Origin of the sequence: Micromonospora sp. NPDC049101 (genome assembly GCF_040648675.1) — a bacterium.
In the GTDB taxonomy this organism is placed as follows: Bacteria; Actinomycetota; Actinomycetes; order Mycobacteriales; family Micromonosporaceae; genus Micromonospora.
On the sequence record NZ_JBEZED010000049.1, the window covers coordinates 1 to 24,455 of the forward strand.

Here is a 24,455-nt window from a genome sequence, read left to right on the forward strand (position 1 = left end):
CCCGGGGGGGGGCGGGGGTGGGGGGGTGGGGGTGGGGGGTGAGGGGTGGGGGGTGAGGTTAGGGGGTTGGGGGGGTTTCGTTTGGGTTGGTGGCGCGCTTTGCCTTCTTGCGCTCTCGGCGGCGTTGGCGCTTGATGGCCTGGCGCTGGGGCTCCTTCGCGGCCAGCCCGGAGACCGTACGGACCACAAGCACCGCGCCCCAGGGCCCCGCCACCCAGCCCGGCCAGAAGTAGAGCAGATCCTGGCTCAGCAGCGACGTCACCGCCCAGATGGTCACCACGATGGCGATCACCCGCAGGTACGGGAACCACACGTCAGCCAACCAGCGGGCCGTGACGCCACGCGCCACCGGCGCAGGCTGGTCGCCGACACTCGGCGGGGCGGCCGGGGTGAGCGGCGACAGCGCCGAACGCTCCACGGGCGCCACCGGCGGCAGGTCGGTGAGCAGCCCGTCCAACTCGGCGTACGTGCGCGCCGCGTAGGCCCGCTGCACCCGCTCGTCGTACTCGTGCAGGTCCAACCGGCCCTCGCCGAGGGCAACCCGTAGCCGGTCGGCAACCACCTCACGGTCCGCGTCCGCGGCCCGCATCCCGTCACGCCCGTCCATGCCGGCAAGCATGCCACCGTCACGCCAGTCCCGCCCCACCCGGAAACCCGGTCGATCATGGCGTTATCGCCACGCTTCACGGCGTGTCATGACAATAACTTCATGATCAACGCGCGGGGTGGGGGTGGGGTGGAGGTGGGGTGGGGTGGGGTGGGGTTAGGGGGTGGTTGAGGCTGCTGGTTGGCGGGCGGTTACCAGGTCGCCCAGGCGGGCGCGGCCGCCGTCGAAGGCCGTGAGCACCCAGACGCCGTCGGGCAGCAGGGCCATCGAGTGCTCGACGTGCGCCGCCACCGAGCCGTCCCGGGTGACGACCGTCCAACCGTCGGCCAACTCGACGGTACGCGGAGACGCCATCGTGATCATCGGCTCGATGGCCAACGCCATGCCGGGGACCAGTCGCGGGCCCTTGCCGGGCCGGCCGTGGTTGAGCACGTGCGGGTCCTGGTGCATCTCGGTGCCGATGCCGTGCCCGCCGTAGCCGTCGACGATGCCGTACCGGCCGCCCTTGCGGACAGCCGTCTCCACCGCGTGCGAGATGTCGGTGAGTCGGCCCTTGCCGCTGGCCGCACCGCGGGCGGCGGCGGCGATGCCGGCCCACATCGCGTCCTCGGCGACCTCGGCCATCTTCAGCAGTGCCGGGTCGACGTCGCCGACCCCGACGGTGATGGCGGAGTCGCCGTGCCACCCGTCCAGCACCGCACCGCAGTCGATGGAGATCAGATCACCGGCCTGGAGCACCTGCCCCGGCGACGGGATGGCGTGCACGATCTGCTCGTTGACCGAGGAGCAGATCGACGCCGGGAAACCGTGGTAGCCCTTGAACGACGGGACACCACCCGCCTCGCGGATGGTCGACTCGGCGATGGCGTCCAGATCGGCGGTGCTCACACCGGGGGCGACGGCCTCCCGCATGCGGCGAAGCGCCTCGGCCACCACCAGCCCGGCGGCCCGCATCTTCTCGATCTGGTCCGGGGTCTTCAGCTGGATGTCCAGCTGGGGACGACGCATGGAGCGATTACCTTTCGTTGCCGAACAGCGGGGCACGTCACGCGTACCCCGCTGTTCGCACTCTATCCGCCGTGGTCCGGCGGGACCTCAGCCGCCGTACGACCGCAGTGCGTCGATGGCCCGGGTGGTGACGTCCTCCACCGGGCCGGTGGCGTCGATCCCGACCAGCTTGCCCTGGGCGCCGTAGTAGTCGACCAGGGGCGCGGTCTTCTCGCTGTACTCACGAAGCCGGGTGGCGATCGTCTCTGGCTTGTCGTCGTCGCGCTGGAACAGCTCGGCGCCACACCTGTCGCAGATGCCCGGCCGGGTGGTGGCGTCGAACTCCACGTGCCAGATCTTGCCGCAGCCCCGACAGGTGCGCCGACCGGAGAGCCGCCGGATCACCTCGTCGTCGTCGACCACCAACTCCAGAACCAGATCCAGCGCGGTGCCCAGGTCGGCGAGGAGCTTGTCCAGGGCGGCCGCCTGCGGAGTGGTCCGCGGGAAGCCGTCGAGCAGGAAGCCCTCGCTGGCGTCGGGCTCGGCCAGCCGGTCCCGGACCATGTTGATGGTGACCTCGTCCGGAACCAGCTCGCCTGCGTCCATGTACCGCTTCGCCTCGACGCCGAGCGGCGTGCCCTGGGTGACGTTCGAGCGGAAGATGTCTCCGGTCGAGATCTTGGGTACCGACAGGTGCGCGGCGACGAACTCTGCCTGCGTGCCCTTACCCGCACCCGGCGGGCCAACCAGAACGAGTCTCATCTACCGCAGGAACCCTTCGTAGTTCCGCTGCATGAGTTGGCTCTCGATCTGCTTCACGGTCTCCAGACCGACGCCAACCATGATGAGCACAGCGGTGCCACCGAACGGGAAGTTCTGGTACTGCTGGCTGTCCAGCCAGATGAAGAAGAAGTTCGGCAGGATCGAGATGATGCCGAGGTAGAGCGCGCCCGGCAGGGTGATCCGGCTGAGGATGAAGTCCAGGTAGTCGGCCGTCGGCTTGCCCGGCCGGATGCCCGGCACGAACCCGCCGTACTTCTTCATGTTGTCCGCGACCTCGGTCGGGTTGAACGTGATCGAGACGTAGAAGTACGTGAAGAAGATAATCAGCAGGAAGTAGACCGAGATGTAGATCGGGCTGTTCGGTGCGACCAGGTTGTTCTGGATCCACGCCTGGACCTTGCCCGGGTCGTTCTGGTCGAAGAACTGCAGGGCCAACTGCGGCAGGTAGAGCAGCGACGAGCCGAAGATGACCGGGATCACGCCCGCCTGGTTGACCTTGAGCGGGATGTAGGTCGAGGTGCCGCCGTACATCCGCCGGCCGATCATCCGCTTGGCGTACTGCACCGGGATTCGGCGCTGCGCCTGCTCGATGAACGTGACAGCGGTGATGACCACCAGAACCAGCGCGATGACGAGGGCGAACTTGCCCCAGCCCTGGCTGGTCTTGATCTGCCAGCCCTCGCCGGGCAGCCGGGCCGCGATCGAGGTGAAGATCAGCACGGACATGCCGTTGCCGACGCCCCGGTCGGTGATCAGCTCACCGAGCCACATGACCATGCCGGTGCCGGCGGTCATCGTGATGACCAGGATGCTCAGGGTCAGCCAGTCCGGGATGCCGGTGCCGGTCGGGATGATCGGGAACTGGTCGCAGCGGTTCTGGAACAGCTGCCCCGAGCGGGCCAGCGCCACGAACGCCGAGGCCTGCAGCACACCGAGACCGAGAGTCAGGTAGCGGGTGTACTGCGTGATCTTCGCCTGACCAGCCTGGCCCTCCTTGCGGAGCTGCTCCAGGCGCGGGATCACGACGGTCAGCAGCTGCAGGATGATCGACGCGGTGATGTAGGGCATGATGCCCAGCGCGAAGACCGAGAGCTGGAGCAGCGCCCCGCCGGAGAAGAGGTTGAGCAGATTCAGCGGGCCCGTCGTGTCACCCGAGATGGAGTCGAGGCACTTCTGCACGTTGCCGTACGAGACGCCCGGGCTGGGGAGCGTCGCACCCAGCCGGTAGACCGCGATGATGCCTACTGTGAACAGCAGCTTCTTGCGCAGGTCAGGCGTACGGAACGCACTGAGAAAGGCGGACAGCAACTTCTTCCTCCTGCGCGAGGCGGGCCGCCGGTGAACCCTGGCGGGTGGGGGTGGATCACGAGCGAGTGCCCGCAATCCATGGCTGGGATGGGACTCTAACAGCCCCACCCCGGTCCGGGCAGATGTGCCCGACTACATAAATCGATTCCGATATTACCGGGTGCACGAAGCCCAGGCAGACCATGGCGCCCGCCAGTTGCTCACAACTGGACGGGCGCCATGGGTAGAACGCCTTACAGCTCGGTGGCGGAGCCGCCGGCAGCAGCGATCTTCTCCTTGGCCGACGCACTGAACGCGTGCGCGGACACCTGGAGCGACACACCGCCGAGGTCCCCGGTGCCGAGGACCTTGACCGGGTGACCCTTGCGGACCGCGCCGGACTCGACGAGCTCCAGCGGGCCGACCTGACCACCATTCGGGAACAGCTCAGCCAGTCGGTCCAGGTTGACCACCTGGAAGACCACCTTGAACCTGTTCTTGAAGCCCTTCATCTTCGGCAGGCGCATGTGGATGGGCATCTGCCCACCCTCGAACGCCGCCGAGATGTTCTTACGGGCCTTGGAGCCCTTGGTACCGCGACCAGCGGTCTTGCCCTTGGAACCCTCACCGCGACCCACACGGGTCTTCGCGGTCTTGGAACCGGGCGCCGGGCGCAGGTGATGCACCTTGATCGTCATTACTCGACCTCCTCGACCTTCACGAGGTGGCTCACAGTGAAGATCATGCCGCGGATCTCGGGCCGGTCCTCCTTGACCACCACGTCGTTGATCCGCTTGAGACCGAGCGAACGCAGCGACTCACGCTGGTTGTGCTTGGTCCCGATACCGGACCGGAGCTGGGTGACCTTCAGGCGTGCCATCAGCGCGCCACCCCCGCACGCGACGCCAGCATGGCGGCCGGCGCGACGTCCTCCACCGGCAGGCCACGACGCGCCGCGACCTGCTCGGGGGACTCAAGCCCCTTCAGGGCCGCCACGGTGGCGTGCACGATGTTGATCGGGTTCGAGGAGCCGAGGCTCTTCGAGAGCACGTCGTGGATCCCGGCGCACTCCAGCACGGCACGCACCGGACCACCGGCGATGACACCCGTACCGGCCGAGGCCGGCTTGAGCAGCACGACACCAGCGGCGTCCTCACCCGTCACCGGGTGCGGGATCGACTGACCGATCCGCGGAACCTTGAAGAAGTGCTTCTTGGCCTCCTCGACACCCTTGGCGATGGCCGCGGGCACCTCCTTGGCCTTTCCGTAGCCCACGCCGACCGTGCCGTCGCCGTCGCCCACGATCACCAGGGCGGTGAAGCTGAAGCGACGACCACCCTTCACGACCTTGGCGACGCGGTTGATCGCGACGACCCGCTCAAGGTGCGGGGTCTTCTCGACGGGCGCGTTTCCGCGGCCGCCCTCACGGCGGTTGTCGCGGCGACCACCCTCGTTGCCACCGGACCCGCCGCCACGGCGCTGTTGACCTGGCATCAGCAGCCTTCCTTATCTCTCGTGACGGGGTTGTTAGAACTCGAGCCCGGCTTCGCGGGCGGCGTCGGCAAGCGCGGCGACTCGCCCCGCGTACCGGTTGCCGCCGCGGTCGAAGACGACCTTGGAGACGCCGGCGGCCTTGGCCCGCTCGGCGAGCAGCGCGCCCACCTTGCCGGCGAGGGCACTCTTGTCGCCCTCCGTACCGCGCAGCGAGGCGTCCAGGGTCGACGCCGACGCCAGGGTGTGGCCCTTGGTGTCGTCGACGATCTGGGCGACCATGTGCCGCAGCGAACGGGTGACGACCAGGCGCGGACGCTCGGACGTACCGCTGACGTTCTTGCGGACGCGGAAGTGCCGACGCGCACGCCCAACGGCGCGCTTGGCGGCGACGCCGCGGCGGCGCTTGAGCAGCGTGGCGCTCACTTCTTACCTGCCTTTCCAGCCTTGCGGCGGATGACCTCGCCCTGGTACTTCACGCCCTTGCCCTTGTAGGGCTCCGGCGGGCGGATCTTCCGGATGTTGGCGGCGACCTCACCGACCTGCTGCTTGTCGATGCCAGCCACGTGGAACAGGGTCGGCCGCTCCACCGTGAAGGTGATGCCCGCCGGGGCGGGGACGACCACCGGGTGCGAGAACCCGAGCGCGAACTCGAGGTCCGAACCCTTGGCGGTGACCCGGTAACCGGTGCCGGCGATCTCCAGGCTCTTGCGGTAGCCCTCGGTGACCCCGACGATCATGTTGGCAACCAGCGTACGGCTCAGGCCGTGGAGTTCCTTGGCCTTGCGCTCGTCGTTCGGCCGGTTGACGTTGAGCTGCCCATCCTCGGCCCGCTCGACCGTGATCGGCTCGGCGAGGGTGTGCTCAAGCTGGCCCTTGGGGCCCTTGACCTTGACGGTCTGCCCGTCGATCGTGATGTCGACGCCGGCTGGTACCGGGATCGACTTACGTCCAATTCGCGACATTTCTACCAGTCTCCCGTTACCAGACGAAGGCGAGGACTTCCCCGCCAACACTCCGCTTGCGGGCCTGCCGGTCGGTCAGCAGCCCCTGGGACGTCGAAATGATCGCCACGCCCAGCCCACCGAGCACCCGCGGGAGCCCGTCCGACTTGGCGTACACCCGGAGACCGGGCTTGGACACGCGCTTGATGCCGGCCAGGCTCCGCTCGCGGTTCTGGCCGTACTTCAGCTCGACGACCAGTCGCTTGCCGACGGCACCCTCCTCGGGCTCCTCGACCGACCAGGTGGCGATGTAACCCTCGGCCTTCAGGACCTCGGCGATGTTCGCCTTGATCTTGGAGTAGGGCATCTTCACCTGATCGTGGTACGCCTGGTTGGCGTTACGCAGACGCGTGAGCATGTCTGCGATCGGGTCGGTCATCGTCATGGATTTCGTCAGCCTTTCTCGCCGGGGTTCCCGGGGCATCAGCCCCGGGCCTACGGCGAAGAGCAATACCTAATCGGTGCAGGAGTTCCCGGCCGACGGCCGGGACGCGGTCGCCCTTACCAGGAAGCCTTGGACACGCCCGGCAGCTCACCGCGGTGAGCCATCTCCCGGATGCAGACCCGGCAGAGCCCGAACTTGCGGTAGACCGCCTTCGGACGCCCGCACCGCTGGCAGCGGGTGTACGCGCGAACCGAGAACTTCGGCTTCGCGGCCGCCTTGATGATCAGCGCCTTCTTGGCCATCTCAGTTCTCCTTGAACGGGAAGCCCAGGAGCTTGAGCAGCGCCCGGCCCTCGTCGTCGGTCGTGGCGGTCGTGACCACCGTGATGTCCATGCCCCGCTGGCGATCGATCCGGTCCTGGTCGATCTCGTGGAACACCGACTGCTCGGTCAGACCGAACGTGTAGTTGCCGTGCCCGTCCAGCTTGCGCCCGTCCAGACCGCGGAAGTCGCGGATACGCGGCAGCGAGATGGACAGCAGCCGGTCCAGGAACTCCCACATCCGGTCGCCGCGAAGGGTCACCTTCGCACCGATCGGCATGCCCTCGCGGAGCTTGAACTGCGCGATGGACTTGGTCGCCCGCCGCACCTGCGGCTTCTGGCCGGTGATCGTGGCGAGGTCGCGGACCGCGCCGTCGATCAGCTTGGCGTCGCGAGCAGCCTCGCCGACACCCATGTTGACGACGATCTTGACCAGCCGCGGCACCTGCATGGGGTTGCCGTAGCTGCCCTGCTCGCGCAGCTGGGCCACGATCTCGTTGCGGTACCGCTCCTTGAGGCGCGGCAGGGTCTTTTCGGTAGCCGTGGTCATCACAGGTCCTTACCGGTGCTACGCGCGATGCGGACCTTCTGGCCGTTGTCGTCGATCCGGTAACCGACGCGGGTCGGCTTGCCGTCGGAGTCCAGGACCTGCACGTTCGAGACGTGGATCGGGGCCTCCTGAGTGACGATGCCGCCGGTCTTGGCGCCACGCTGGGTGGTGCTGATGCGGGTGTGCTTCTTGACCCGGTTCACGCCCTCGACCAGGACCTTGTCCTGCCGCGGGTAGGCCTGAATGACCTTGCCCTTGGCACCCTTGTCCTTGCCGGCGATGACGACGACCGTGTCGCCCTTCTTGACCTTCACGGTCACAACACCTCCGGCGCGAGGGAAATAATCTTCATGAACCGCTTGTCCCGCAGCTCCCGGCCCACCGGGCCGAAGATACGGGTACCACGCGGGTCCCCACCGTCCTTGATGATGACGGCGGCGTTCTCGTCGAAGCGGATGTACGAGCCGTCCGGCCGACGCCTCTCCTTGGCCGTGCGAACGACGACAGCCTTCACGACGTCGCCCTTCTTCACACCGGCACCCGGGATGGCGTCCTTGACCGTGGCCACGATGACGTCGCCGATGCTCGCGTAGCGCCGACCCGAGCCACCGAGAACCCGGATGCACAGGATCTCCCGGGCACCCGTGTTGTCGGCGACGCGCAGTCGCGACTCCTGCTGAATCACGTCTATCTCCTATGTCTGCCGGTTCTCCGGCCGCCGTAGCGGCCGGAGCCTGGCGGAACCTACGCCCGACGCAACGCCGGGCGAGCTCGAGCCTTCGCTACTTGGCCTTTTCCAGGATCTCCACGATCCGCCAACGCTTGGTGGCGCTCAGCGGCCGGGTCTCCATGATGAGAACCCGGTCACCGGTGCCAGCGGCGTTCTGCTCGTCGTGCACCTTCAGCTTGGCCGTACGGCGCATGATCTTGCCGTACAGCGCGTGCCGAACCCGGTCCTCGACCTCGACGACGACGGTCTTGTCCATCTTGTCGCTGATCACCAGGCCCTCGCGGACCTTGCGGCGCGACCGCGCGGCGGCGGTGGCGGTCTCTTCGGTCATGATGCAGTCACCTCAGTCGGCGCGGCCGAGAGCCCCAGCTCGCGCTCACGCATGATCGTGTAGATCCGGGCGATCTCCCGACGGATGACCTGCAACCGCCGGTTGTTGTCCAGCTGCCCGGTTGCGGCCTGCACGCGGAGGTTGAACAGCTCCGCCTTGGCCTCCCGCAGCTTCGTGACCAGCTCCTCTTCGGAGAGCTCACGCAGCTCGGTCGCCTTAACGCCCGCTGCCATCAGGATTCACCCACTTCGCGCGTAACAATGCGGCACTTCATCGGGAGCTTGTGGATCGCGCGACGCATGGCCTCTCGCGCGGTCTGCTCGTTGGGGAAGGACATCTCGAAGAGAACCCGCCCCGGCTTGACGTTGGCGACCCACCACTCGGGCGAACCCTTACCGGAACCCATCCGGGTCTCGGCAGGCTTCTTGGTGAGGGCCTGGTCCGGGAAGATCGTGATCCAGACCTTGCCACCACGCTTGATGTGGCGAGTCATCGCGATACGTGCCGACTCGATCTGCCGGTTCGTCACGTACGCCGGCTCGAGAGCCTGGATCCCGAACTCGCCGAACACCACCCGGTTACCACCCTTGGACGCGCCACTGCGGTCCGGGTGGTGCGGCTTGCGGAAGCCCTTCGGGGGCTTGCGCGGCATCAGCATCTGTCAGCCCTCCTGCTGCGTTTCTGCCGGAGCAGCCGCGGCCGCGACAGCTGCGCTGTCGACCGGCTCGCCGCTCGGCGTCTCGGCCTGCTGCGCGATGGTGGTCGCAGCAGCCCGCCCGGCCTCGGTGCCACCGGCCGTGGTGCCGGACGAACCCGACCGGCCACGACGCGGACGCTCGGGACGGTCGCCACGCTCACCACGACGCGGGCGGGACGGACCGGCCTCGGCCGGAGCCTCCCGGCCCGGGACGGCGTCGCCCTTGTAGATCCAGACCTTCACACCGATCCGGCCGAACGTGGTACGGGCCTCGAAGAAGCCGTACTCGATGTTGGCCCGCAGCGTGTGCAGCGGAACCCGGCCCTCACGGTAGAACTCGGTCCGGCTCATCTCGGCGCCGCCGAGGCGACCCGAGACCTGAACCCGGATGCCCTTGCAGACCGGGTTCTTCATCGCCGACTGCATGGCCTTGCGCATCGCCCGACGGAAGCTGACCCGGCTGGACAGCTGCTCGGCCACGCCCTGCGCGACGAGCTGAGCGTCCGACTCGGGGTTCTTCACCTCGATGATGTTCAGCTGAACCTGCTTGCCGGTGAGCTTCTCGAGCTCACCGCGGATCCGGTCGGCCTCCGCACCCTTACGGCCGATGACGATGCCCGGCCGGGCGGTGTGGATGTCGACCCGGACCCGGTCGCGGGTGCGCTCGATGTCGACCTTGGAAATCCCGGCACGCTCGAGGCCCTTGGACATCATGCGGCGGATCTTGACATCCTCGCCGATGTAGTCCTTGTAGAGCTTGTCTGCGAACCAGCGGGACTTCCAGTCGGTCGAGATGCCGAGCCGGAACCCAGTGGGGTGAACCTTCTGACCCATTACTCGGCGTCCTCCGTCTTGCTCTGCGCTTCGGCCGGTGCGGCCTCCGTGGCCGGGGCGGCCTTCTTCGCCGCGGCCTTCCTCGGCGCTGCCGGCGCGACCGCTTCGACCGCCACGGTGATGTGGCAGGTGCGCTTGCGGATTCGGTACGCCCGACCCTGCGCCCGCGGCTGGAACCGCTTCATCGTCGGGCCCTCGTCCACGAAGGCCTCGCTGACGAGCAGCGCGTCGGGGTCCAGCCGCTCGTTGTTCTCCGCGTTGGCGATCGCGCTAGCGAGCACCTTGTACACCTGCTCGCTCGCAGCCTGCGGCGCGAACTGCAGCACCGTTAGCGCCTCCTTCGCGGGCAGGCCGCGGACGAGGTTGACCACCCGGCGCGCCTTCATCGGCGAGATGCGCACGTGCCGCGCAACCGCCCGCGCGCCCGGAAGCACCGGAGCGTCGCCCTTTCCTGGCATCGCTGTAACCCCTTGTTCCCTCTATCCGTATGCCCGCGGCGTCAGCGCCGACGGCTCTTCCGGTCGTCCTTCTCGTGACCCTTGAAAGTGCGGGTCAGCGCGAACTCGCCGAGCTTGTGCCCGACCATCGCCTCGGTCACGAACACCGGGACGTGCTTGCGTCCGTCGTGCACGGCGATCGTGTGCCCCAGCATCTCGGGGATGATCGTCGAGCGCCGCGACCAGGTCTTGATCACGTTCTTGGAGCCCTTGTCGTTCTGTACTTCCACCTTCTTGAGCAGGTGGTCGTCGACGAACGGGCCCTTCTTCAGGCTGCGAGGCATGTCTTATCTCCCTCAGCCGCGCTTACGCGTGGCGTAGCGACGGCGGACGATCAGCCGGTCACTCGGCTGGCCCTTACGGCGGGTGCGGCCCTCGGGCTTACCCTGCGGGTTGACCGGGTGGCGACCACCGGAGGTCTTACCCTCACCACCACCGTGCGGGTGGTCGACCGGGTTCATGGCGACACCACGGACGGTCGGGCGCTTGCCCTTCCACCGCATCCGGCCGGCCTTGCCCCAGTTGATGTTCGACTGGTCGGCGTTGCCGATCTCGCCGACGCTGGCGCGGCAGCGCACGTCCACCCGCCGGATCTCGCCGGACGGCATACGCAGGGTCGCGTACGCGCCCTCGCGGCCGAGCAGCTGGATGCCGACACCGGCGGAACGGGCCAGCTTGGCCCCGCCACCCGGACGCAGCTCCACGTTGTGGATCGTGGTACCGACCGGGATGTTGCGCAGCGGCAGGTTGTTACCCGGCTTGATGTCGGCGCCCGGACCGGACTCGACGCGGTCGCCCTGCTTCAGGTCCTTCGGCGCGATGATGTACCGCTTCTCGCCGTCGGCGTAGTGCAGCAGCGCGATGCGCGCCGTGCGGTTGGGGTCGTACTCGATGTGAGCGACCTTCGCCGGCACGCCGTCCTTGTCGACCCGCTTGAAGTCGATCAGACGGTACTGGCGCTTGTGACCGCCGCCGTGGTGCCGCGTGGTGATCCGGCCGTGGGCGTTACGCCCGCCCTTCTTCGGCAGCGGAACCAGCAGCGACTTCTCCGGCGTGGACCGGGTGATCTCGGCGAAGTCAGCGACACTCGAGCCACGTCGGCCCGGCGTCGTCGGCTTGTACTTACGGATAGCCATTGTCTACACCCCTCAGCTGACCGGGCCGCCGAAGGCCTCGATGCGGTCACCGTCAGCCAGCTTCACGATCGCCCGCTTGGTCGCCTTGCGCTGACCGAAGCCGGTCTTGGTGCGCTTGCGCTTACCCTGGCGGTTGAGCGTGTTGACCGTCAGGACGCGGACGTTGAAGATCTGCTGGATAGCGATCTTGATCTCGGTCTTGTTCGCGTCCGGGTGCACCAGGAAGGTGTACCAGTTCCGGTTCAGCTCGCTGTAGCTCTTCTCCGAGACGACCGGCGCCACGATGATGTCGCGCGGGTCGGCGATCGTGCTCACTTGCCACCCTCCTCGGTGGTCTCGGCGGGCACGCCCAGGAACTCGTCCAGGGCGTCCTTGGTGAAGACCACGTCGTCGGCCACCAGCACGTCGTACGTGTTCAGCTGGCCGGACTCGATCAGGTGCACGCGCGGCTCGTTGCGCAGCGACACCCAGTTCAGCTCGTCGGTGCTGCTCAGCACGACCAGGACCCGACGGGCCTCGGTGAGCTTGGTCAGCGTGGCCAGGGCCGCCTTGGTCGACGGCTTCTCGCCCGAGACGAACGCCTCGACGACGTGCACCTGCCCGGCGCGGGCCCGGTCGGAGAGGGCACCCCGCAGAGCGGCGGCCTTCATCTTCTTCGGGGTCCGCTGGCTGTAGTCGCGCGGCACGGGACCGTGCACGACGCCACCGCCGGCGAACTGCGGCGCGCGGATCGAGCCCTGCCGGGCGCGACCGGTGCCCTTCTGCTTGTACGGCTTCTTGCCGCCACCAGCGACCTCGGCGCGGGTCTTGGTCTTGTGCGTGCCCTGTCGGGCCGCCGCGAGCTGGGCCACCACGACCTGGTGCATCAGCGCGACGTTGGCCTGCACGTCGAAGATGTCCGCCGGCAGCTCGACGGAGCTGCTGGTGGTGCCTTCGACGGTGCGCACGTCAACGGTGGTCACTTGGCCGCACCGCCCTTCTTCACCTTGATCTTGGCCGCGGTACGGACCAGAACCAGCGCGCCCTTGGGGCCAGGAATGGCACCCCGGACGAGCAGGAGGTTGTTCTCCGTGTCGACCGCCTGGACGGTCAGGTTCTGCACGGTGTAGCGAACGCCACCCATCCGGCCGGCCATCCGGGTGCCCTTGAAGACACGACCGGGAGTGGCGCAGGCGCCGATGGAACCGGGCGAGCGGTGCTTGCGCTCGACACCGTGGCTGCTGCCCAGACCGTGGAAGCCGTGCCGCTTCATGGCGCCGGCGAAGCCCTTGCCCTTGGTCTTGCCGGTCACGTCGATGGTGAGGCCGGCCGGGAACTCCTCGACAGTGACTTCCTGCCCGAGCGAGTATTCCCCCGCGTCCGTGGTGCGCAGCTCGACGATGTGCCGGCGCGGTGCCACGTCCGCCTTGGCGTAGTGCCCGCTGATCGGCTTCTTGACCTTGCGCGGGTCGATGGTGCCGTAGGCCAGCTGGACCGCGGAGTAACCGTCCTTCTCGGCGCTACGAACCTGGCTGATGACGCACGGGCCGGCCTCGACCACGGTCACGGGAACAACCTTGTTGTTGTCCCAGACCTGGGTCATGCCGAGCTTGGCGCCCAGGATCCCCTTGACTTGCCTGTCCATTTGTCCGGTCCCTACAGCTTGATCTCGATGTCGACGCCAGCCGGCAGGTCGAGGCGCATGAGCGAGTCGACCGTCTTCGGGGTCGGGTCGATGATGTCGATCAGCCGCTTGTGCGTGCGCATCTCGAAGTGCTCGCGCGAGTCCTTGTACTTGTGCGGCGAGCGGATAACGCAGAAACGGTTGATCTCCGTGGGCAGCGGCACCGGGCCCGCGACCTGCGCCCCGGTGCGCGTCACCGTCTCGACGATCTTCCGAGCCGAGGAGTCGACGACCTCGTGGTCATAGGCCTTGAGCCGGATGCGGATCTTCTGTCCCGCCATGGTGGCTTCTGTTCCTTCTCTCGATGCCGCTGTGTTGCGGGCGCCTGTACCGGCTGGCACAGGCCCACTTCGCCGACCCCCGCGGTCGGGCGTGTCGCGCCCTCGGGCCGGGCTCCGCCCCGTGGTTCCGGAGTGGTGCTGACCGCGCGGTGGGTCAAGGCGCCGATCGCATTACCGCGACCTGAACGCCGTGCGAGGGTGGTTGGCGACTGGGCCGCCAACCACCCTACGCTCGACTGCCTCGCCACCCGGAGGTTCAGCGAAAGCCGAACACAGGCGACGAACTGTCGTTACGCAACCTGACTAGTATGCCGCACGACCGGCGGCGGGTCTAATCGGGGTTACCTAGTTCACTTGATGATCTTGGTGACGAACCCGGCGCCGACGGTGCGGCCACCCTCGCGGATCGCGAACTTGAGGTTCTCCTCCATGGCGATGGGCTGGATCAGCTTCACCGACATGGTGGTGTTGTCACCCGGCATGACCATCTCGGTGCCCTCGGGGAGGGTGACGACACCGGTGACGTCCGTGGTCCGGAAGTAGAACTGCGGGCGGTAGTTCTGGAAGAACGGGGTGTGCCGGCCGCCCTCCTCCTTGGAGAGGATGTAGACCGTCGCCTCGAACTCCGTGTGCGGGGTGTTCGAGCCCGGCTTCACGACGACCATGCCGCGCTCGACCTCGTCGCGCTTGGTGCCACGCAGCAGCAGGCCGACGTTCTCGCCTGCGCGAGCGTCGTCCAGGGTCTTCCGGAACATCTCGATCGCGGTGACCTTGGTCTTGAAGCTCTTCTCCTTGATACCGACGAGCTCGACATCCTCGTTCGGCAGGAGAACGCCACGCTCCACGCGACCGGTGACGACGGTGCCACGACCGGTGATCGTGAAGACGTCCTCAACCGGCATCAGGAACGGCATGTCGACCTCGCGCTCCGGCTGCGGGATCGAGGTGTCGACAGCGGTCATCAGGTCCAGCAGCTTGCCGGTCCACTCGGGGTCACCCTCGAGGGCCTTCAGTGCCGAAACCCGAACGACCGGCAGGTCGTCACCCGGGTACTCCTGCGAGGAGAGCAGCTCGCGGACCTCGAGCTCGACGAGCTCCAGGAGCTCCTCGTCGTCGACCATGTCGCTCTTGTTGAGCGCCACGACGATGTACGGCACACCGACCTGACGGGCCAGCAGCACGTGCTCGCGGGTCTGCGGCATCGGGCCGTCGGTCGCCGCGACCACCAGGATCGCGCCGTCCATCTGCGCGGCACCGGTGATCATGTTCTTGATGTAGTCCGCGTGGCCGGGGCAGTCGACGTGCGCGTAGTGCCGCGCCTCGGTCTGGTACTCGACGTGCGCGATCGAGATCGTGATGCCGCGGGCCTTCTCCTCCGGCGCCTTGTCGATCTCGTCGAACGGCGTGTAGGGGTTCAGGTCCGGGAACTGGTCGTGCAGGACCTTGGTGATGGCCGCCGTCAGCGTCGTCTTACCGTGGTCGATGTGACCAATGGTGCCGATGTTGACGTGCGGCTTAGTCCGCTCGAACTTAGCCTTCGCCACTGGTGTCCTCCTGTGGACTTCTTGGTTCGTACGCCCGGCGCGCCGGTCGGCGCTTAGGACTCTGTCGACAGCCTTTCCGGCCTGACGGCCGGGAAGCCATTGTGGGTTCTGCGGCGATGAAGCCTACAGGCCCGGTCTCACGCGATCCGATCGTGGTGGCCGCGGCGGGTTGAACCTCCCGCGACCAACCACGAATCACCTGCTCAGGGCGTTACTCGCCCGTTGCCTTCGCGATGATCTCCTTCGCGACGCTCTGCGGAACCTCGGCGTAGGAGTCGAACTGCATGCTGTAGCTAGCCCGGCCCTGGGTCTTCGACCGCAGGTCGCCGACGTAGCCGAACATCTCCGACAACGGCACCAGAGCCTTCACGATGCGGGCGCCGCTGCGCTCCTCCATCGCCTGGATGATGCCGCGGCGGGAGTTGAGGTCGCCGATGACGTCACCCATGTTCTCCTCAGGAGTGGTGACCTCAACGGCCATCATCGGCTCGAGCAACGCCGGGTCGGCCTTGCGGGCCGCGTCCTTCATCACCATCGAGCCGGCGATCTTGAATGCCATTTCCGACGAGTCGACCTCGTGGTACTGGCCGTCCAGCAGGGTCAGCTTCACACCGACCAGCGGGAAGCCCGCGAGGATGCCGTACTGCAGCGCGTCCTGCGCACCGGCGTCCACCGACGGGATGAACTCCCGGGGGATCCGGCCGCCGCTGACGGCGTTGGCGAACTCGTAGGTCGGCGATTCGTTGTCCAGCGGCAGCGGCTCCACGCTCACGATCACGCGGGCGTACTGGCCGGAACCACCGGTCTGCTTCTTGTGGGTGTACTCGACCTTGTCCACCTTGCGGCGGATGGTTTCGCGGTACGCCACCTGCGGCTTACCGACGTTCGCCTCGACGTTGAACTCGCGGCGCATCCGGTCGACCAGGATGTCCAGGTGCAGCTCACCCATGCCGGAGATGACCGTCTGACCGGTCTCCTCGTCCAGCTGGACGCGGAAGGTCGGGTCCTCCTCGGCCAGGCGCTGAATCGCGGTGCCCAGCTTCTCCTGGTCGGACTTGGTCTTCGGCTCGATCGCCACCGAGATGACCGGCTCCGGGAACGTCATCGACTCCAGGATGACCGGGTTCGCCGGGTCGGAGAGAGTGTCGCCGGTGGTGGTCTGCTTGAGACCCTGCACGGCGATGATGTCACCGGCCTGCGCCGACGGACGCTCTTCCCGCTTGTTGGCGTGCATCTGGTAGATCTTGCCGATCCGCTCCTTGCGGTCCTTGGTGGAGTTGACCACCTGGGAACCGGAGTCGAGCGTGCCGGAGTAGACCCGGACGTAGGTGAGCTTGCCCAGGTGCTTGTCCGTCTGGATCTTGAACGCCAGGCCGGAGAAGGGCTCCGAGTTGGACGGCTTGCGCAGCAGCGGGGTCTCGCCGTCGGTGGCCGTACCCTCGATCGCCGGAACGTCCAGCGGCGACGGCAGGAAGTCGACCACGGCGTCGAGCATGGGCTGGACGCCCTTGTTCTTGAACGCCGAGCCGCACAGCACCGGGTTGGCCTTGCCGGCGATGGTCGCACGCCGGATGGCGGCCTTGATCTCCTCGACGGAGATCTCGTCGCCTTCCAGGTACTTCTCCATCACCGCGTCGTCGACGTCGGCCAGGGTCTCCATCAGCTTCTCGCGCCACTCGGCCGCGGAGTCGGCCAGCTCGGCCGGGATCTCCTCAACCGCGTAGTCCTCACCCTTCTGGGTCTCCCCGCGCCAGGTGAGCGCGCGCATGCCGATCAGGTCGACGACACCGATGTGGTCACCCTCGAGCCCGATCGGGATCTGGAGCACCAGCGGGGTGGCGTTCAACCGGTCGATCATCATCTGCACGCAGCGGAAGAAGTCGGCGCCGGTCCGGTCGAGCTTGTTGACGAAGCACATCCGCGGGACGTTGTACTTGTCGGCCTGCCGCCAGACGTTCTCCGTCTGCGGCTCCACGCCGGCGACACCGTCGTAAACCGCGACCGCACCATCCAGGACCCGCAGCGACCGCTCGACCTCGACCGTGAAGTCGACGTGACCGGGCGTGTCGATGATCTGGATCGTGTGGTCTTTCCACTCACACTTGGTAGCAGCGGAGGTGATGGTGATACCACGCTCCTGCTCCTGCTCCATCCAGTCCATGACGGCAGCGCCCTCGTGAACCTCACCGATCTTGTACGTGATGCCGGTGTAGAACAGGATTCGCTCGGTGGTCGTGGTCTTACCGGCATCGATGTGCGCCATGATGCCGATGTTGCGTACCTTGGCGAGCGCGTCTGCGGCGGCCACTTCAATCCCTACTTATCGTCGTCTCGACTCAACTGGTGGCGGTTCCGGCGCCCGGAGGCGCCGGAACCAGGGTGTTACCAGCGGTAGTGCGCGAAGGCCTTGTTCGACTCGGCCATCTTGTGCGTGTCCTCGCGCCGCTTGACGGCGGCACCGAGGCCGTTGCTCGCGTCCAGCAGCTCGTTCATGAGCCGCTCGACCATGGTCTTCTCGCGCCGGGCGCGAGAGTAGGTGACCAGCCAGCGCAGGCCCAGGGTGGTCGCCCGGGTCGGGCGGACCTCGACCGGCACCTGGTAGGTGGCGCCACCGACACGACGGCTGCGCACCTCGAGGGTCGGCTTGACGTTGTCCATCGCCCGCTTGAGGGTGACGACCGGGTCGGTGCCGGACTTCTCGCGGCAGCCCTCAAGGGCCGCGTACACGATGGTCTCGGCGAGCTGGCGCTTGCCGCGCAGCAGGATCTTGTTCACCAGCTGGGTGACCAGCGGCGAGTTGTACACCGGGTCAGCGACCAGTGGCCGCCGCGGAGCGGGTCCCTTACGCGGCATGTCAGCTCTTCTCCTTCTTCGCGCCGTAACGGCTGCGCGCCTGCTTGCGGTTGCGGACACCCTGGGTGTCCAGCGACCCGCGAACGATCTTGTAACGCACGCCGGGGAGGTCCTTCACCCGGCCGCCGCGAACGAGCACGATCGAGTGCTCCTGCAGGTTGTGACCGACGCCGGGGATGTAGGCGGTCACCTCGATCTGGCTGCTGAGCTTCACACGAGCGACCTTGCGCAGCGCCGAGTTCGGCTTCTTCGGGGTCGTGGTGTACACGCGGGTGCACACGCCGCGCCGCTGGGGAGACCCCTTGAGCGCCGGGGTCTTGGTCTTGGTCGTCTTGGCCTGACGGCCCTTTCGGACCAGCTGCTGAATGGTGGGCACCGGGTTTCTCCGCTCCCTTCGGCCGCATTCGCGGCCGCGCCGTCTGCTCGTTAACCGGCCTGCTGACCGGCTCTCCTACATTCCGACCAGGGCCACCTCACGGAGACCCCGGCACCCGCGGTCGGGCGTGTCGCCCTGCCCACGGTCCCGTTGCGGACGCTTGCGCGTGCGATCGGGTTTGTGTCACCGGCGCGCGGGTCGCCCCGCCCCGGATCCTTGGCTTGCCGTGCCGCCGCCCGGGATTCGGAAACAGCGCACGCACGAGTTGCCCGGGCATGCCCGGGCACAAGGGGAAAGAGTACCTACCACAACCGCCCAGGTCAAAACGGAAGGGCCCGGCGACTGTCGCACACCCGCCGGCCGAATCTCGTCCTGCCCCGTCGCCCGCGATGGGCACCTACGAACACAAGTGTACCGGCTTCCCCGCGGGACCACCCGTCGCCCCCGAGTGGGGCAGCGGCCGGAGGGCGAGAGCCCGGGCCGGACGGCGACCTACCTCAGGTCAGGGCGAGAAGCAACGCCAGGCCCAGACCCAGGATGCTGAGCACGGCTCCCGCCGCGCCACAGCTGATCCCGGCCAGCGCGAGCCCGCGGCCGGTGAACCGGACCGCGGGAGGCGCGGCCGGCCGGCGGATCTGCCGCTGACCGAGCAGGCCGGTGACGACCGCCGCCCCGCCGGCCAGCAACCCGAGTGCGGCGAACGCTCCGGAGGCCCAGGCCCCGCCGTCGTTCGCGAAGGCCACGCCGAAACAGATCACCAACAGCGACACCAGGACCGACGCGACTCCGGCCACCAGCGACCCGATGGCCAGCCCGGACGTGACCGGCGCCACGTCCAGGTGCACGACGCCGAACGGCGTACCGGGCACCGCCTCCACCCGTTTCGGCGGCCGACGCTGGTCGTCGGTGGGCGGCGGCACCGGATGGCCCGGCATTCCCGCCCCGGCAGGTGCGGGACCGGACGGCGCACCCCAACCGGGCGGCACACCAGGCCCAGGGCGCGGCGGACCCCAACCTGGTGCCACACCAGCCCCAGACGGCGGCGCACCCCAACCGGGCGGCACACCACGCCCAGGGTGCGGCGGACCCCAACCCGGTGCCACACCAGGCCCGGACGACGGCGCACCCCAACCGGGCGGCACACCACGCCCAGGGTGCGGCGGACCCCAACCCGGTGCCACACCAGCCCCAGACGACGGCGGCGGCACACCAGCCCCGGACGACGGCGGGCCCCAACCCGGCGGTGTCGGGGTGGGCACCCCGGAGACCGGATCGGGCTGACCGGAGCCGGACGGACTCGTCGTACCCCAGCCGGGATGCGGCCTGCCCCACTCCGGCGTGGACGCGGGGGTATACGGCTCGCTGCTCGGTTGCGCCCAGTCACTCGGCTCGGCCGGTGCAGCCGGCTGGTCGGCCGGTGCCGGCGCAGCCGGCTGGTCGGCCGGTTCGTCCGCAGGGGGCCGCGCCGGATCCGTCACGAGGTCCTCCTGTCGAAAGGCCGCCACCCCCGCGCGACGGACACCGGCCAGGCTACCGCCGAGAGCGCCGGCGCCCGTGCCGGGCGCGGTGGCTCAGTCCATGTTCGCCGGGTAGTCGTGGCCGAACGGCGAGCCGGCCAACCGCACCACGCCGATCACCACCATGGCCACCACGCTGACCGCGACCAGGACCAGACCGGCCCACGCCATCCGCTCGCCGCGCCGCAGCCAGACGCCGCCGGTCAGGAAACCCCCCGAGGAGTACGCCTCACGGCGCGCCTGCCGGGCCAGTTGCAGTGCCACCGTCGCCGGCACCACCCCGCCGATGAACAACCCGGTCAGCAGGCCGAGCAGCCCGAGAGCGAAAACCGCCCGAGCCTTCGTGGCACGGGCCGGATCCGGATCCAACGGGTGGCGCAGCCCCTGCTGCGCGACGGACACCTGCCCGGGTGCGGTCGTCATCCCCCCATCATGCCGAACTCGGACCAGGGCTGGGTGGGTCCGGACACGACGAGGCCCCCGGCGGATGCCGGGGGCCTCGTCGTGCGCCTGGTGCTTAGCGGTACGACCCGAAGTCGAAGTCGTCCAGCGGCACAGCCTGCCCGCTGGCCGGCCCGAAGCCGTAGTCGGTCTCCGGGTACCCGGTCATCGAGTAGACCTTGGCCTTGGCCTCCTCGGTCGGCTCGACCCGGACGTTGCGGTACTTGCTGATGCCCGTACCGGCCGGGATGAGCTTTCCGATGATCACGTTCTCCTTGAGGCCGACCAGCGAGTCGCTGCGCGAGTTGATCGCAGCGTCGGTCAGCACCCGGGTGGTCTCCTGGAAGGAGGCCGCCGAGAGCCAGGAGTCGGTGGCCAGCGAGGCCTTGGTGATACCCATCAGCACCGGACGACCGGCGGCGGGCTCGCCGCCCTCCGACACGAGCCGGCGGTTCTCCGACTCGAACAGCGCCCGGTCGACGAGCACGCCCGGCAGGAACTCGGTCGAGCCGGAGTCGATGACCGTCACCCGCTTGAGCATCTGGCGGATGATGATCTCGATGTGCTTGTCGTGGATGAGCACACCCTGCGAGCGGTAGACCTCCTGGACCTCACTGGTCAGGTGGACCTGGACCGCCCGCGGACCCATGATCCGCAGCAGTTCGTGCGGGTCGATGGTGCCCTCGGTCAGCTTCTCGCCGACCGCGACGTGACCGCCGTCGTGGGTACGGAGCTTGACCCGCTTCGAGATCTTGTCGTAGACGATCTCTTCGCTGCCGTCGTCCGGCACCACGATGATCTTGCGCGAGCGCTCGCCGTCCTCGATCCGGATCCGACCCGGGGTGTCGGCGATGGGCGCCTTACCCTTCGGGACCCGAGCCTCGAAGATCTCCTGCACACGCGGCAGACCCTGGGTGATGTCCTCACCCGCGACACCACCGGTGTGGAAGGTACGCATCGTCAGCTGCGTACCGGGCTCACCGATGGACTGGGCGGCGATGATGCCGACCGCCTCGCCGATGTCGACCGACTTGCCGGTCGGCAGCGACCGGCCGTAGCAGGCCGCGCAGACGCCCAGCTTCGACTCACAGGTGAGCACGCTGCGCACACGGACCGTCTCCACCCCGGCGGCGACGATCTTGTCGACCCCGATGGAGTTGATGTCCTGACCGCGCTCGGCCACCACGGTGCCGTCCGGCCCCTTGATGTCGTCGGCCAGGGTCCGGGCGTGCACACTGGTCTCGGCGTGGGTGTGGACGACGAGCTTGCCGTCGAGCTTCTCGCCGATCTGCATCGGGATCGCCCGGTCGGTGCCGCAGTCCTCCTCGCGGATGATGACGTCCTGCGAGACGTCCACCAGACGACGGGTCAGGTAACCCGAGTCGGCGGTCCGCAGCGCGGTGTCGGCGAGACCCTTACGGGCACCGTGCGTGGAGATGAAGTACTCCAGCACGGACAGACCCTCCCGGTAGCTGGCCTTGATCGGCCGCGGGATGATCTCGCCCTTCGGGTTGGCCACCAGACCACGGATCGCGGCGATCTGGCGGAGCTGGAGCAGGTTACCGCGGGCACCCGAGTTGATCATCTTCCACAGTGGGTTCTCCTGTGGCAGCGCGGTGTCCATCTCCTTGGCGACCTCGTTGGTCGCCCTGGTCCAGATCGTGATGAGCTCGCCGCGACGCTCCTCGGCGGTCATCAGACCACGCTGGTACTGCTTGTCGATCTGGTCGGCTTCCTTCTCGTACCGCGCCAGGATCTCCGCCTTGCGCGGCGGCGCGATGACGTCCTCCATGCCGATCGTCACGCCGGACCAGGTGGCCCAGTGGAAACCGGCCTCCTTGAGCCCGTCCAGGGTGGCGGCCAGCGCCACCTTGGGGAAGCGCTCGGCGAGGTCGTTGACGATCGCGGAGAGCTGACCCTTGCGGATCTCGTAGTTCACGAAGCGGTAGCCCTGCGGCAGCGTCTCGTTGAACAGCACCCGACCCAGGGTGGTCTCCACGGTCAGCGGGTCACCCTCGACCCAGCCCTCCGGGGCGGTCCACGTCTCGGCGCCGGCGCCGTTGTCGACACCGACCACGGCACGCAGGCGAATCTTCACCGGCGCCTGCAGGTGCAGCTCGCCGTTGTCGAAGGCCATCCGCGCCTCGGCGTCCGAGCTGAACGCCCGGCCCTCGCCCTTCTCACCGGCGGTGAGGTGGGTGAGGTGGTAGAGACCGATGACCATGTCCTGGGTGGGCATGGTGACCGGCTTGCCGTCGGCCGGCTTGAGGATGTTGTTCGACGACAGCATCAGGATCCGTGCCTCGGCCTGAGCCTCGGCGGACAGCGGCACGTGCACCGCCATCTGGTCACCGTCGAAGTCGGCGTTGAACGCGGTGCAGACCAGCGGGTGGATCTGGATCGCCTTGCCCTCGACCAGCTGCGGCTCGAAGGCCTGGATGCCCAGGCGGTGCAGGGTCGGCGCCCGGTTGAGCAGCACCGGGTGCTCGCCGATGACCTCTTCCAGCACGTCCCACACGACCGGGCGCTGACGCTCGACCATCCGCTTGGCGGACTTGATGTTCTGTGCGTGGTTGAGGTCGACCAGCCGCTTCATCACGAACGGCTTGAACAGCTCCAGCGCCATCTGCTTGGGCAGACCGCACTGGTGCAGCTTGAGCTTCGGGCCGACCACGATGACCGAACGGCCGGAGTAGTCGACGCGCTTGCCCAGCAGGTTCTGGCGGAACCGGCCCTGCTTGCCCTTGAGCATGTCGGACAGCGACTTGAGCGGGCGGTTACCCGGACCGGTGACCGGCCGGCCGCGACGGCCGTTGTCGAACAGCGCGTCGACGGCCTCCTGGAGCATCCGCTTCTCGTTGTTGACGATGATCTCGGGCGCGCCGAGGTCGATCAGCCGCTTGAGGCGGTTGTTCCGGTTGATCACGCGACGGTACAGGTCGTTCAGGTCCGAGGTCGCGAAGCGGCCACCGTCGAGCTGCACCATCGGGCGCAGGTCCGGCGGGATGACCGGGACGCAGTCCAGCACCATGCCGAGCGGCGAGTTGCGGGTGTTCAGGAACGCCGCGACAACCTTGAGCCGCTTGAGCGCCCGGATCTTCCGCTGGCCCTTGCCGGAGCGGATGGTCTCCCGCAGGCTCTCGGCCTCGGCGTCGAGGTCCATGTTCTGGACCAGCGCCTTGATCGCCTCCGCGCCCATCGAACCGGTGAAGTACTCACCGAACCGGTCGCGCAGCTCGCGGTAGAGCAGCTCGTCGGTGACCAGCTGCTTCGGCTCCAGCTTGCGGAAGGTGTCCAGCACCTCGTCCAGGCGGTCGATCTCGCGCTGGGCCCGGTCGCGGATCTGGCGCATCTCGCGCTCTCCGCCCTCCTTGACCTTGCGCCGGACGTCCGCCTTGGCACCCTCGGCCTCCAGCTCGGCCAGGTCGGCCTCGAGCTTGGCGGCCCGCTTCTCGATCTCCGAGTCGCGGCTGTTCTCGGACTGCCGCTTCTCGGCCAGGATCTCGTTCTCGATCGTCGAGAGGTCACGGTGACGCGACTCCGCGTCCACGCTCGTCACGACGTACGAGGCGAAGTAGATGATCTTTTCGAGGTCCTTGGGGGCGAGGTCCAGCAGGTAGCCCAGCCGGCTCGGCACGCCCTTGAAATACCAGATGTGGGTCACCGGAGCGGCGAGCTCGATGTGCCCCATCCGCTCACGACGGACCTTGGAGCGAGTCACCTCGACGCCGCAGCGCTCACAGATGATGCCCTTGAACCGGACGCGCTTGTACTTACCGCAGTAGCACTCCCAGTCCCGCTGCGGACCGAAGATCTTCTCGCAGAAGAGCCCGTCCTTTTCCGGCTTCAGGGTGCGGTAGTTGATCGTCTCAGGCTTCTTGACCTCGCCGTGCGACCACTGACGGATGTCGTCGGCGGTGGCGAGACCAATGCGCAGCTCGTCGAAGAAGTTGACGTCGAGCACTATGTCCCCTATGTCGTCGTCTGTACTGCTAATTCTCGGGTGGGGTCGGGGGGGGGGGGGGCCGCCCCCCCCCCCCCCCCCCCCAACCCCAGGACCCAGCGCGGGGCGCGCCCGCCCCCGGCGCTGGCCCCCGCCCCCCCCCCCCCCGACACCCCCACGGCGGGGTACCGCCAATAA

Annotated in this window: 32 protein-coding genes; all 32 read right to left on the reverse strand. The window is 68.0% G+C overall.

Going from position 1 to position 24,455, the window contains the following annotated elements:
- Nucleotides 1-58: 58 nt before the first annotated feature.
- The 32 genes from AB0B57_RS36155 to AB0B57_RS36310 all read right to left on the reverse strand — a co-directional run bounded on the left by AB0B57_RS36155 (nt 59) and on the right by AB0B57_RS36310 (nt 24,278).
- Entirely contained in the window at nt 59-607 is a 549-nt protein-coding gene (locus AB0B57_RS36155; RefSeq protein ID WP_357080796.1) for a DUF1707 domain-containing protein, read from the reverse strand.
- A gap of 156 nt (nt 608-763) precedes the next feature.
- Entirely contained in the window at nt 764-1,615 is an 852-nt protein-coding gene (gene map / locus AB0B57_RS36160) for a type I methionyl aminopeptidase (protein ID WP_357080799.1), read from the reverse strand.
- 87 nt (nt 1,616-1,702) lie between these two features.
- Nucleotides 1,703-2,356 (reverse strand): adenylate kinase, encoded by a 654-nt coding sequence (locus tag AB0B57_RS36165; protein WP_007465256.1) that lies wholly within the window; start codon nt 2,354-2,356, stop codon nt 1,703-1,705.
- A complete protein-coding gene (secY, locus tag AB0B57_RS36170; protein WP_357080802.1) occupies nt 2,357-3,685 on the reverse strand; it encodes a preprotein translocase subunit SecY in 1,329 nt (442 codons plus the stop codon).
- Between the two features lie 233 nt (nt 3,686-3,918).
- Nucleotides 3,919-4,362 carry a 50S ribosomal protein L15 gene (gene rplO / locus AB0B57_RS36175; protein ID WP_357080805.1) on the reverse strand — a complete coding sequence of 148 codons (444 nt, stop codon included), beginning with the start codon at nt 4,360-4,362 and terminating at the stop codon, nt 3,919-3,921.
- A complete protein-coding gene (rpmD, locus tag AB0B57_RS36180) occupies nt 4,362-4,544 on the reverse strand; it encodes a 50S ribosomal protein L30 (protein ID WP_007465262.1) in 183 nt (60 codons plus the stop codon). The genes rplO and rpmD overlap by 1 nt, the downstream gene beginning before the upstream one ends.
- Nucleotides 4,544-5,158 carry a 30S ribosomal protein S5 gene (gene rpsE / locus AB0B57_RS36185; protein WP_007465263.1) on the reverse strand — a complete coding sequence of 205 codons (615 nt, stop codon included), beginning with the start codon at nt 5,156-5,158 and terminating at the stop codon, nt 4,544-4,546. The genes rpmD and rpsE overlap by 1 nt, the downstream gene beginning before the upstream one ends.
- A gap of 33 nt (nt 5,159-5,191) precedes the next feature.
- Nucleotides 5,192-5,581, reverse strand: a complete 390-nt coding sequence (gene rplR / locus AB0B57_RS36190) for a 50S ribosomal protein L18 (protein ID WP_357080808.1) — start codon at nt 5,579-5,581, stop codon at nt 5,192-5,194.
- Nucleotides 5,578-6,120 (reverse strand): 50S ribosomal protein L6, encoded by a 543-nt coding sequence (gene rplF, locus AB0B57_RS36195; RefSeq protein WP_266246314.1) that lies wholly within the window; start codon nt 6,118-6,120, stop codon nt 5,578-5,580. Before rplF ends, rplR begins: the two co-directional genes overlap by 4 nt.
- A 16-nt stretch (nt 6,121-6,136) precedes the next feature.
- Nucleotides 6,137-6,544: a 30S ribosomal protein S8 gene (gene rpsH / locus AB0B57_RS36200; RefSeq protein WP_007465270.1), complete on the reverse strand. Its 408-nt coding sequence runs from the start codon at nt 6,542-6,544 to the stop codon at nt 6,137-6,139.
- A 116-nt stretch (nt 6,545-6,660) separates the two neighbouring features.
- Nucleotides 6,661-6,846: a type Z 30S ribosomal protein S14 gene (locus AB0B57_RS36205; protein ID WP_007465272.1), complete on the reverse strand. Its 186-nt coding sequence runs from the start codon at nt 6,844-6,846 to the stop codon at nt 6,661-6,663.
- Between the two features lies 1 nt (nt 6,847).
- Nucleotides 6,848-7,414 carry a 50S ribosomal protein L5 gene (gene rplE / locus AB0B57_RS36210; protein ID WP_357080811.1) on the reverse strand — a complete coding sequence of 189 codons (567 nt, stop codon included), beginning with the start codon at nt 7,412-7,414 and terminating at the stop codon, nt 6,848-6,850.
- On the reverse strand, nt 7,414-7,734 hold the full coding sequence (gene rplX, locus AB0B57_RS36215; protein ID WP_172899047.1) for a 50S ribosomal protein L24: 321 nt from the start codon (nt 7,732-7,734) through the stop codon (nt 7,414-7,416). Before rplX ends, rplE begins: the two co-directional genes overlap by 1 nt.
- Nucleotides 7,731-8,099, reverse strand: coding sequence for a 50S ribosomal protein L14 (gene rplN / locus AB0B57_RS36220; RefSeq protein WP_007465279.1), 369 nt, complete (start codon nt 8,097-8,099; stop codon nt 7,731-7,733). The genes rplX and rplN overlap by 4 nt, the downstream gene beginning before the upstream one ends.
- Before the next feature lie 97 nt (nt 8,100-8,196).
- The gene (gene rpsQ / locus AB0B57_RS36225; RefSeq protein ID WP_030489590.1) at nt 8,197-8,475 is read right to left on the reverse strand and encodes a 30S ribosomal protein S17; all 279 of its coding nucleotides are present in this window, start codon (nt 8,473-8,475) and stop codon (nt 8,197-8,199) included.
- Nucleotides 8,472-8,708 carry a 50S ribosomal protein L29 gene (rpmC, locus tag AB0B57_RS36230; protein ID WP_007465283.1) on the reverse strand — a complete coding sequence of 79 codons (237 nt, stop codon included), beginning with the start codon at nt 8,706-8,708 and terminating at the stop codon, nt 8,472-8,474. The genes rpsQ and rpmC overlap by 4 nt, the downstream gene beginning before the upstream one ends.
- Entirely contained in the window at nt 8,708-9,133 is a 426-nt protein-coding gene (rplP, locus tag AB0B57_RS36235) for a 50S ribosomal protein L16 (protein WP_053653940.1), read from the reverse strand. The genes rpmC and rplP overlap by 1 nt, the downstream gene beginning before the upstream one ends.
- A 3-nt stretch (nt 9,134-9,136) precedes the next feature.
- Complete coding sequence (gene rpsC / locus AB0B57_RS36240) at nt 9,137-10,006, reverse strand: 30S ribosomal protein S3 (protein WP_007465294.1); 870 nt, start codon at nt 10,004-10,006, stop codon at nt 9,137-9,139.
- Nucleotides 10,006-10,464, reverse strand: a complete 459-nt coding sequence (rplV, locus tag AB0B57_RS36245) for a 50S ribosomal protein L22 (RefSeq protein WP_007465297.1) — start codon at nt 10,462-10,464, stop codon at nt 10,006-10,008. The genes rpsC and rplV overlap by 1 nt, the downstream gene beginning before the upstream one ends.
- A 41-nt stretch (nt 10,465-10,505) precedes the next feature.
- The gene (gene rpsS / locus AB0B57_RS36250; RefSeq protein WP_007465299.1) at nt 10,506-10,787 is read right to left on the reverse strand and encodes a 30S ribosomal protein S19; all 282 of its coding nucleotides are present in this window, start codon (nt 10,785-10,787) and stop codon (nt 10,506-10,508) included.
- A 12-nt stretch (nt 10,788-10,799) separates the two neighbouring features.
- On the reverse strand, nt 10,800-11,639 hold the full coding sequence (rplB, locus tag AB0B57_RS36255; protein WP_110563095.1) for a 50S ribosomal protein L2: 840 nt from the start codon (nt 11,637-11,639) through the stop codon (nt 10,800-10,802).
- Nucleotides 11,640-11,651: 12 nt separating this feature from the next.
- Nucleotides 11,652-11,954, reverse strand: coding sequence for a 50S ribosomal protein L23 (gene rplW / locus AB0B57_RS36260; RefSeq protein ID WP_007465304.1), 303 nt, complete (start codon nt 11,952-11,954; stop codon nt 11,652-11,654).
- Nucleotides 11,951-12,601, reverse strand: a complete 651-nt coding sequence (rplD, locus tag AB0B57_RS36265; protein WP_110563096.1) for a 50S ribosomal protein L4 — start codon at nt 12,599-12,601, stop codon at nt 11,951-11,953. Before rplD ends, rplW begins: the two co-directional genes overlap by 4 nt.
- A complete protein-coding gene (gene rplC / locus AB0B57_RS36270) occupies nt 12,598-13,263 on the reverse strand; it encodes a 50S ribosomal protein L3 (RefSeq protein ID WP_357080820.1) in 666 nt (221 codons plus the stop codon). The genes rplD and rplC overlap by 4 nt, the downstream gene beginning before the upstream one ends.
- An 11-nt stretch (nt 13,264-13,274) precedes the next feature.
- Nucleotides 13,275-13,583 (reverse strand): 30S ribosomal protein S10, encoded by a 309-nt coding sequence (gene rpsJ / locus AB0B57_RS36275; RefSeq protein WP_007073037.1) that lies wholly within the window; start codon nt 13,581-13,583, stop codon nt 13,275-13,277.
- Between the two features lie 350 nt (nt 13,584-13,933).
- A complete protein-coding gene (tuf, locus tag AB0B57_RS36280) occupies nt 13,934-15,127 on the reverse strand; it encodes an elongation factor Tu (RefSeq protein WP_110563098.1) in 1,194 nt (397 codons plus the stop codon).
- Between the two features lie 211 nt (nt 15,128-15,338).
- Nucleotides 15,339-17,435, reverse strand: a complete 2,097-nt coding sequence (gene fusA, locus AB0B57_RS36285) for an elongation factor G (RefSeq protein WP_357080824.1) — start codon at nt 17,433-17,435, stop codon at nt 15,339-15,341.
- 74 nt (nt 17,436-17,509) lie between these two features.
- On the reverse strand, nt 17,510-17,980 hold the full coding sequence (gene rpsG / locus AB0B57_RS36290) for a 30S ribosomal protein S7 (RefSeq protein ID WP_030489583.1): 471 nt from the start codon (nt 17,978-17,980) through the stop codon (nt 17,510-17,512).
- A 1-nt stretch (nt 17,981) separates the two neighbouring features.
- Nucleotides 17,982-18,356 (reverse strand): 30S ribosomal protein S12, encoded by a 375-nt coding sequence (gene rpsL, locus AB0B57_RS36295; protein WP_007465318.1) that lies wholly within the window; start codon nt 18,354-18,356, stop codon nt 17,982-17,984.
- Nucleotides 18,357-18,853: 497 nt separating this feature from the next.
- On the reverse strand, nt 18,854-19,225 hold the full coding sequence (locus AB0B57_RS36300) for a hypothetical protein (protein ID WP_357080834.1): 372 nt from the start codon (nt 19,223-19,225) through the stop codon (nt 18,854-18,856).
- Nucleotides 19,226-19,927: 702 nt separating this feature from the next.
- The gene (locus AB0B57_RS36305; protein WP_357080828.1) at nt 19,928-20,296 is read right to left on the reverse strand and encodes a hypothetical protein; all 369 of its coding nucleotides are present in this window, start codon (nt 20,294-20,296) and stop codon (nt 19,928-19,930) included.
- Nucleotides 20,297-20,390: 94 nt separating this feature from the next.
- Nucleotides 20,391-24,278, reverse strand: coding sequence for a DNA-directed RNA polymerase subunit beta' (locus AB0B57_RS36310; protein WP_357080831.1), 3,888 nt, complete (start codon nt 24,276-24,278; stop codon nt 20,391-20,393).
- Nucleotides 24,279-24,455 lie beyond the last annotated feature (177 nt).